Source organism: Streptomyces sp. NPDC127177 (genome assembly GCF_042672475.1).
Classification (GTDB): Bacteria; Actinomycetota; Actinomycetes; order Streptomycetales; family Streptomycetaceae; genus Streptomyces.
The window spans coordinates 50,872-59,125 of record NZ_JBHXUW010000052.1 but is presented as its reverse complement, the minus strand read 5'-3'; the positions used below and the strand labels follow the sequence as shown (position 1 = coordinate 59,125).

6 protein-coding genes and 1 tRNA gene are annotated in these 8,254 nt (G+C 69.9%); 1 reads left to right on the top strand and 6 read right to left on the bottom strand.

The genetic code is table 11. The features are described from left to right. Positions 1 to 41: 41 nt before the first annotated feature. The 3 genes from ACFVJX_RS27595 to ACFVJX_RS27585 form a co-directional block, all read right to left on the bottom strand. Complete coding sequence (locus ACFVJX_RS27595) at positions 42 to 1,391, bottom strand: hypothetical protein (protein ID WP_384124675.1); 1,350 nt, start codon at positions 1,389 to 1,391, stop codon at positions 42 to 44. After that, positions 1,391 to 3,349: a VWA domain-containing protein gene (locus tag ACFVJX_RS27590; protein WP_384124677.1), complete on the bottom strand. Its 1,959-nt coding sequence runs from the start codon at positions 3,347 to 3,349 to the stop codon at positions 1,391 to 1,393. Before ACFVJX_RS27590 ends, ACFVJX_RS27595 begins: the two co-directional genes overlap by 1 nt. 152 nt (positions 3,350 to 3,501) lie before the next feature. Next, entirely contained in the window at positions 3,502 to 3,636 is a 135-nt protein-coding gene (locus ACFVJX_RS27585) for a DLW-39 family protein (protein WP_003958712.1), read from the bottom strand. Between the two features lie 306 nt (positions 3,637 to 3,942). Here ACFVJX_RS27585 and ACFVJX_RS27580 point away from each other — a divergent pair, with 306 nt between their 5' ends. Beyond that, positions 3,943 to 4,314, top strand: coding sequence for a DUF6344 domain-containing protein (locus ACFVJX_RS27580; protein WP_384124679.1), 372 nt, complete (start codon positions 3,943 to 3,945; stop codon positions 4,312 to 4,314). A gap of 442 nt (positions 4,315 to 4,756) precedes the next feature. Here ACFVJX_RS27580 and ACFVJX_RS27575 read toward each other — a convergent pair. The 3 genes from ACFVJX_RS27575 to gyrA all read right to left on the bottom strand — a co-directional run bounded on the left by ACFVJX_RS27575 (position 4,757) and on the right by gyrA (position 8,248). Then, positions 4,757 to 4,830 (bottom strand) — tRNA-Ile (locus tag ACFVJX_RS27575). 70 nt (positions 4,831 to 4,900) lie between these two features. Beyond that, complete coding sequence (locus tag ACFVJX_RS27570) at positions 4,901 to 5,512, bottom strand: DUF3566 domain-containing protein (RefSeq protein ID WP_384124681.1); 612 nt, start codon at positions 5,510 to 5,512, stop codon at positions 4,901 to 4,903. 93 nt (positions 5,513 to 5,605) lie between these two features. Next, positions 5,606 to 8,248 carry a DNA gyrase subunit A gene (gene gyrA, locus ACFVJX_RS27565; protein ID WP_384124683.1) on the bottom strand — a complete coding sequence of 881 codons (2,643 nt, stop codon included), beginning with the start codon at positions 8,246 to 8,248 and terminating at the stop codon, positions 5,606 to 5,608. Positions 8,249 to 8,254 lie beyond the last annotated feature (6 nt).

Sequence of the window (8,254 nt, the reverse complement as noted above, 5' to 3'; positions counted from 1 at the left end):
GCACGGTGTTGTGCGCCGTGCGGGCCCCACGCCGTTTCAGGTCACCAGGCCTGCGGCGGCCCTCCGTGCGGCGGGTGACCGCCGGTGCCGGCCGGTGCCGCGGCAGCCGCACGCCGGGCGACCAGCATCCAGCCACCCAGACCGAGTACCAGCACGGCGCCCGCCCCGATGCCGGCCGCGCCGACCAGCTTCATCTTGTTGCTCTTGCTCTCGGCGGCCTGCGGGGCACTCTGACCGTTCTTCGCCATGTCCTTGTCGCCCTGGGTGACACCGAAGATCCCCGCGTCGCCCGCGTACGGCGTCTTTCCGGCATCGCCCTTGACGTTCACCGTGAGAGTCAGCGGGTACGGCTCGGAACCGTAGTACTTGGCGACCTCCGGGCTCAGGGTCACGGACAGGTAGTACCAGCCGGCGAAACGGGTCGCACTGGTGCTGCTCCTGGAGGCGAACCTGTTCTCGTACGCCACCGGAGGCACCGGGTCCAGGGAAACGGAGGCCGGCTTGCCCTGGTACGACAGGGGGGACGCGTTGTCGACGTGGCCGTGCGCCGGGTTGTCCAGGGACATCGCGAGCGCGCCGCTGACGTACTCGTCCTCGTCCGGGACTGTGCTGTTGCCGAGACCCGCGGTGGCGAAGATCTGCTGCCCCCAGTCCACCGGGACCCGGTAGAAGAGGGTCTGCCCGGGAGCGACCTCGTCCTTCCACTCGCCGGTGTCGAGGCTCGTCGCGTCGTAGTAACCGCTGCCGCCGTGCCTGCGGTTGTCCGCGGCCTGGGCGGGCGGCTCCGGCGAAGCGGACGGCCAGTCCTCCGGCGCCCTGGTCGGTGTCGAGCCGCCCTTCGCGAGCTGCGGCTCCGACGCGTACCGGATCTCCAGCTCCCAGTCACCGTGGCCGGAGGTCGCCTCGTTCTCCCTCTCGATCAGGACGTTGTACACACCGGCGCCCTGGCAGCTGCTGCTGTCCTTGTTCACGTTGCGGTAGGCGTACGCGGCGATGGGGCGCGGATACTCCGCGGACTCGAAGTGGGCGGTCTCCGAGCTGCACTGCAGGTCGGACTTGTCCCTGATGCTGATCGCGATTCCGTCCCCGTAGGCGACCTTGCCGTCGTCCTTGGGCACGACGACGGCCGACACGTACGCGTTCGTCGTCGCCTCCAGGTTCAGCCGGTAGTAGAGCTTCTGACCGAACTTGATCGAACTCCGGTAGACCGAACCGGCGTTGAGCGCCGCCGCATCGGTGTTGACCACAGCGCCGTCGACCGCCTTCGCCTGCGGGTCGAAGGCGTACGCAGCGGGCCCGTCGGCCCCGTACGCCTGCCCCGGCAGCGCCGCCACCGCGCACATCGCCGCGACCGCGGCCAGCGTCGCCCGGCCCCTGCTGCGCTGCCTCATCACGCGCTTCCCCTCGTCGTCCGTGCGGCTGCCCCGCGGCGGTTGCGTACATATACGAACACGGCGACCAGTGCTGCCATGACGGCCGCCCCGGCAGCAGCCGCGATGCCGGTCCATCCTGCCCCTCCGGCACCACCGCTGTCTGCGGACGCGATCGAATCGTCCCTCTTGTCCGCATCATCGCCCTCGTGCTCACCGGTGGCACCGCCGGACCCGGCCCGCACCGGGGCTCCGTGCTGCGGCCCGGTCCGTTCGGCGCCGAGCACCGACACCCGCAGCACCAGAGCGATCTGCGGATTCTCCGCGATCTCGGCCGCGTGCGCGCCCAGTGTCACCGAAATGTAGAAGTCGCCCCCCGCGTGCACCGGCTGGACGTTGCCCCGGTTCTCGTAGCGGTTGGTCCAGGACACCGGGACCCCGCCCATCCGGAGGGCCGACGGGCGGCCGTTGTACATCGTCGTCGAGGTGAACTCGCCGCCGCCGGTGAGCGGGTGGCGAGCCGGCGTGTAGAGCCGGGTCGCCCCGTAGGAGTACGTGGCGGAGGGGCGTTCCACGGTCGGCTCGTTCGCGAACTCCACGTCGTAGCGCACCTGCTGCCCCCAGCCGGCCGGAACCCTGTACCAGAGGGTCTGGGACGGCAGGATCCGGTCGCGCCACACGCCCTGGCCGATCGGCTCGGCGTCGTTGAAGCCGGTGCCGCCCCGCACATCCCGGGGGTCGCCCGCCGGCAGCGTGGCGTCCTTGCCTCCCCTGCCGTACTCCGCCTGCGACTGGGCGGGCATCACACCCGCCTTCAGGGGCGCCTCGACCCCGTACACGAGCTCCAGCGGCCAGCGCGCGGCGTCGGAGCCCCGCTTGCTCCTGCGCTCCACCACCAGCCGGTACCGGCCCGCGCGGTCGCAGCGACGGCTGCTGTCCGCCGAGCGGATACGGGCGAGGGCCGACGTCAGCGGCGCGGCCCCCTCCTTCTGCTGGAAGTGCTCGGTGTCCGTAGCGCAGGAGCTGTGGTCGTCGTACTCGAGCCCCGTGCTCAACGCGTCGAAGGTGTCGATGGCCGCCCCTGGCTGCGGCACCGCCGTCGCCGCGAAGTCCGCGGTGGACACGGCGTCCAGATCCACGGCGTAGTACCGCTTCTCGCCCGGTCCGATGGTGTCCAGATACTGCCCGGGTACGAGCACGGGGGCGCGGTCGGCCGTGGCCGCGCCCGCCACCCGCTCACCCCGGAAGCGGTATCCGTCGGCGGAGAGCTGCGCGGCGCGCTGGAGCTGACGGGTCAGCGCCTTGGCGTCGGGGGCGTCGTAGTAGCGGCCGCTGCCCGCGTTCGCGATGCATTCGAGCTGCTTGCGGGCCGCGCCCTTCACCTGGAAGCCGACGGTGTCGATCCGGAGGCCGACCCCCTCCTTGCCGAGCTGTTCGGCGATCTCGCAGGGCTGTGGCGTACCGCAGTTGTCCTCGCCGTCGGAGATCAGCAGGATCGTTCGCGTACCGATGGCACCACCGGCCGGCTCCGGCAGGTCACGTGCCGCCTTCCTGAGCGACAGGCCGATGGGGGTGTCGCCCATGGGCCGCACACCAGCGACCGCCCGCTTCACCGCGGCCCGGTCGAGCTTCTGCACCGGGCGCACCAGCCGGGTGTCCGTGCAGCCCTGCGGCCGGTCGGCGCCGTACACCCGCAGGCCGGTGGGATAGCCGTCCGGGAGGCCGTCCACGACCGTGCCGACGGCCGTGCGGGCGCTCTCCATCCTGGTCCGGCCCGTGCCGTCGTCGTCCCCCATGGAGCCGGACGAGTCGAGCACCATCACCAGGCTGCCGCTCCCGCCGGAGCCGCTCGCCCCCGAGGCCGCGGGAGCCGCTCCGGGCGCCGCCACGGCCGGCAGCACGCCCGCCACCAGGACGAACAGCGCCCCGACGGTCCATGTCGCCGCCCATGCCGTGCGGCGGTGGTTGCGTGCCCTCATCCGTGCCCCCTCGACCGAGCCCACCGGCTTCTTTGCTCAAGCAACCTATTGATTTGCGTAGGTGAACTCAAGAGCACAGGTGTCACGGTCCCGCAACAGCACGAGGCCCCGGCCGCTCGAAGCGACCGGGGCCCGCGACAGGCTGTTCTGCCTCACACACCCGAACCTGCGGGCACGGAGTCAGTCGCCTCCGTCCACAGATCCTGCTCGGCGCGATCCGCCTGGATCTGGCGGTACACGAGGAGCCCGCCGATGGCGGCCAGTGCGACCAGGAGAAGCTTCTTCACCGCGCGACCTCGTCTTTCGTTGGCGTAGGGGACTTCTGCCGCCCGACTATACACACCGGCCGATATCGACCGGTGACCTCCCCGCAACCCAACTGGGGCCTACGGAAAAGCGATCGTCGGAGGATCGGACCACCCGTGTCAGGCCCTCCGGAGAGGGTCCCGGACCGCCCGATCGGAACCGGTTGAACCATACGAGTGGTGTTCATCTGAACATCGGCGGATCGGCGGCGTCGGTCCACGAAATCGCGGGCCGGATCCACATCATCGGAAAGGTAAGCAAACCGGACCACCTGAAAGTGAGGGGCCATGAGCACCCACACGGCCAAGAACATCTGGACCGCCTTCATCACCGCGTTCTTCGCACTTCTCGCCGCGCTCGGCCTCGCCGCCTCCACGGCGTCGGCCACGGAAGCCACGGTCACGGAGCCGGCGGCCACGACCCACGAGCACACGGGTGCGACCGCCGCAACCGCAACCACACCGTCGGTCCGATGGACCCTTCCGCGTGACCGGGCGCTGCCACCCACGATGAAGCAGCGCATCCGCGCCGAGGCGCACGGCTCCTCACCCGCCACCCGCCACCTGTCCGCAGACACGACGGACACCGCGAACACCACCAGCACCGCCCGCGCCTCGCACGGAGCCCCGGCGGGGGACGCGTCCCTGCTGCCACCCTGAGAGCCCCGCACCTGACCTCCAGAGCCCCCGGGCCGGTTCACACCGGACGGGGGCTTTCCCGTGCGCCCACGACGACCGCCGGGGGCGCCAGGGCGCCGGGGTGCTGGGGCGCCGGGGACTGGGGACGGCGCGGCCAGGCGGTGGGCCAGGGCGCTGAGGGCGGCCGGGCGCAAGGGGCGGCCGGAGCCCCGACACCGCCCCACGCAACCGGAGTTCGGCCCGCGGCGTCCGGGCGCGGGGTCCGCAGAGAAGCACGACGGGAGGGAGTTCACGGGCCTTCCGCCACCCGCACCCGCACCGGGACGCCGGGACGCCGGCACCAGCCCCCGTTCGCGCAGCCCCGTAACGCGCAGCCCCGTAACGCCAGCCCGTACGCCCAGGACCCCGCACACGCAGAAGGCCCGGTCTCTCCGAAGAGAGGCCGGGCCTTCTGTTGTCACTGTGGGGCTAACAGGATTTGAACCTGTGGCCTCATCCTTATCAGGGATGCGCTCTAACCAACTGAGCTATAGCCCCGCCGCGCTGTGCGCTGACTTCTGAAGATTAGCGCACGTCGTGGCCAGTCCCAAAATCGATACCCGCGTCGCTACTCGTCCTCGGCCAGCGTGAGCTCGACACCGCCCACGAAGCCCGCCGACAAGTTGTAGATGAAGGCGCCGAGCGTCGCCAGCGCGGTGGCCAGCACCACATCGATCACCGCGATGACCGAGGTGAAGATGAGGACGCGCGGCAGTGAGAGGAACGCCTGCAGATCGAAGCCGCTGCCCTCGTTGGATCCGGTGGCCTCACTGATCGTGCCGCCCACGGTGGAGAAGACGCCCATCGCGTCCATCACCATCCACAGGACCGCCGAGGCCACCACCGTGCAGATGCCGAGCGCGATGGACAGCAGGAAGCTGACCTTCATCACCGACCACGGATCGGCCTTGGCCACCCGCAGACGCGCCTTACGGGTACGCGGTGTGGTCCGCGCCCCCGTCCGCGGTTTGCGGGACGCCTGTGCCGTGCCAACGCCCGGCATGCCGCCCTGCTGTGCCCCGCGCGGCGGCTGGCCACCCTGTGTCCCGCCCGGGGGCGAGGGGTAGGCCTGGGGCGGGTGGTACGGGCCCGCCTGACCCGGTGCGGGTTCCCGCTCACCGGGCAGCGGCCCGGCCGCGTAACCCTCGTACTGGGGCTGCGGGCCCCGGGTATCCGTCACAGTGCCCCCTTGGGAGTCCGTGGCAGGGCCACGGGCACCGTTCGCGCCGGCTCCGGAAGCGGCCGAACCGGCGCCCGTGGCTCCACTCACGCTCTACTCCTCGTGCTCCCCGGTCGAAGGCGTCGTGCCCTCGACTGTGCTTTCGGCAGCCGCGTCGGCCGTACCGGCCTCGGCGTGCTCGCCGTCTGCGTCCGAGTCGACGGGACCGTCGACCTCTTCGGCCTCGCGACCCGCCTCGGCGTTACGAGCGATCCCGACAACGGCATCGCGCTTGCCCAGATTGATCAGTTGGACGCCCATGGTGTCACGGCCCGTCTCCCTGACTTCATTGACTCGCGTACGAATCACACCGCCGCCGAGCGTGATGGCAAGGATCTCATCCGTAGCCTCGACCACCAGCGCACCGACCAGTGAGCCCCGGTCCTCGACGATCTTGGCGGCCTTGATGCCCAGGCCGCCGCGACCCTGAACGCGGTACTCGTCGACGGGGGTCCGCTTCGCGTACCCGCCGTCAGTGGCAGTGAACACGAAAGTACCGGGCCTGACGACATTCATCGAGAGAAGTTCGTCTCCCTCGCGGAAACTCATTCCCTTGACACCCGAAGTGGCGCGGCCCATCGGGCGCAGCGCGTCGTCCGTCGCGGTGAACCTGATCGACTGGGCCTTCTTGCTGATGAGCAGCAGATCGTCATCGGACGACACCAGTTCCGCGCCGATCAGCTCGTCGTCCGAGCCGTCCGGTGTCTCACGCAGGTTGATGGCGATGACACCACCGGCACGCGGGGAGTCGTAGTCCTTCAGCGCGGTCTTCTTCACGAGACCGCCCTTCGTGGCCAGGATCAGGTACGGGGCGGCGTCGTAGTCGCGGATCGCCAGGATCTGCGCGATCTGCTCGTCCGGCTGGAAGGCCAGCAGGTTGGCGACGTGCTGACCGCGGGCGTCGCGGCCGGCGTCCGGCAGCTCGTACGCCTTCGCCCGGTAGACGCGGCCCTTGTTGGTGAAGAACAGCAGCCAGTGGTGCGTCGTCGACACGAAGAAGTGGTCGACGATGTCGTCTTCCCTGAGCTTCGTGCCGCGCACGCCCTTGCCGCCGCGCTTCTGCGAGCGGTAGTCGTCCGTCTTGGTGCGCTTCACGTAGCCGCCGCGGGAGATCGTGACGACGATGTCCTCCTCGGCGATCAGGTCCTCGATGGACATGTCACCGTCGAAGGGCACCAGCTTGGAGCGTCGGTCGTCGCCGAACTTGTCGACGATCGCCGCCAGCTCCTCGCTGACGATCTGCCGCTGCCGCTCGGGCGACACCAGGATCGCGTTGTACTCGTTGATCTTCGCCTGGAGCTCGTCGTGCTCGGCGGTGATCTTCTGGTGCTCCAGCGCGGCCAGCCGGCGCAGCTGCATCTCCAGGATCGCGTTCGCCTGGATCTCGTCGATCTCCAGGAGGCCCATCAGGCCCTCCCGCGCGATCTCCACGGTGTTGCTGCGCCGGATGAGGGCGATGACCTCGTCGATCGCGTCCAGGGCCTTGAGCAGGCCGCGCAGGATGTGCGCCCGCTCCTCGGCCTTGCGCAGCCGGAATTTCGTACGCCGGACGATGACCTCGATCTGGTGCGTCACCCAGTGGCGGATGAACGCGTCGATCGACAGGGTGCGCGGCACCCCGTCCACCAGCGCCAGCATGTTGGCGCCGAAGTTGGTCTGCAGATCGGTGTGCTTGTACAGGTTGTTCAGTACGACCTTGGCGACCGCGTCCCGCTTGAGCACGACGACCAGGCGCTGGCCCGTACGCGACGAGGTCTCGTCACGGACGTCGGCGATGCCGCCGACCTTGCCGTCCTTGACCAGGTCGGCGATCTTCTGCGCGAGGTTGTCGGGGTTGGTCTGGTACGGGAGCTCCGTGACCACCAGGCACTGGCGGTTCTGGATCTCCTCGACCGCCACGACCGCGCGCATCGTGATCGAGCCACGGCCGGTGCGGTACGCCTCCTCGATGCCCTTGCGGCCCACGACGAGGGCACCGGTCGGGAAGTCCGGTCCCTTGATCCGCTCGATCAGGGCGTCCAGGAGCTCCTCCTGCGAGGCCTCCGGGTGCTCCAGGTACCACTGCGCACCCGAGGCGACCTCGCGCAGGTTGTGCGGCGGGATGTTGGTCGCCATACCGACCGCGATGCCCGCGGAACCGTTGACCAGCAGGTTCGGGAAGCGCGCCGGCAGGACCGTCGGCTCCTGGTTGCGGCCGTCGTAGTTGTCCTGGAAGTCGACGGTCTCCTCGTCGATGTCCCGGACCATCTCCATGGACAGCGGCATCATCTTGCACTCGGTGTACCGCATGGCGGCGGCCGGGTCGTTGCCCGGGGAACCGAAGTTGCCGTTGGAGTCCACCAGCGGCATGCGCATCGACCAGTGCTGCGCCAGGCGGACCAGGGCGTCGTAGATCGAGGAGTCGCCGTGCGGGTGGTAGGTACCCATGACGTCACCGACGACGCGGGCGCACTTGTAGAAGCCCTTCTCGGGCCGGTAACCGCCGTCGTACATCGCGTACAGGACCCGGCGGTGGACGGGCTTCAGGCCGTCCCGCACATCGGGCAGCGCACGCGACACGATGACGGACATCGCGTAGTCGAGATAGGAGCGCTGCATCTCCGTCTCGAGCCCGACGGGCTCGACACGCATGCCCACGCCCTCTACGGGCGGGACCTCTTCGGGCGTCACGGGGGCGGGGGTGTTCTCGTCGGCCATTGCTGG